The 502-nt window shown below is 65.9% G+C and carries 1 protein-coding gene; it reads right to left on the reverse strand.

Annotated elements, in window-relative coordinates; all coding sequences use genetic code 11:
• Nucleotides 1-502, reverse strand: a 502-nt coding sequence (locus tag G3I78_RS47635; protein WP_164436855.1) for a TraG/TraD/VirD4 family protein, incomplete at both ends; no start/stop codon positions are given.

The raw sequence follows: 502 nt of genomic DNA on the forward strand, positions 1-502 counted from the left end.
GGCTCCAGGTTCATGATGTCCGCGGGCGTCATCGTGTCGACCTCGACGTGGGTCCACGACGTGGACTCCTTCATCGTGCCGTCCGCACCAGGGCTCTTCGAGTGCGACTCCTTCTTCTCCTTGTGCTTGCCGCACAGCTTGGAGAGGCCGTCCAGGTGCTCCTCGTTGGAGAGGCCACCCATGATCAGCTTCACGCAGTTGTCCCAGATCGTCTGGTAGCCGTGCTTGCCCCACCGCTCGTAGATCTGCGCGGGACTCTGGAAGACGGCGTGGATGTTGATGCCCAGGCCGCGGCTGTCGGCCGTCCAGCGCTCCAGGGGCACGCTGCAGATCAGGGCCGCTTCGTCGAGGACCATCGTCCACGGCGGGTCGAGGCGACCGCCCTTGTTCATCGGGGCCATCGCCCGCGCCGTCTCGTAGATCTCGCCGGTGAAGCAGGTAAACAGCGGGCCGATGGACCCCATGCCGTCCTCGCGGCCGAGCAGGTAGAGGGTGTCCTGCG

This window comes from Streptomyces sp. SID13726, from assembly GCF_010548375.1.
In the GTDB taxonomy this organism is placed as follows: Bacteria; Actinomycetota; Actinomycetes; order Streptomycetales; family Streptomycetaceae; genus Streptomyces.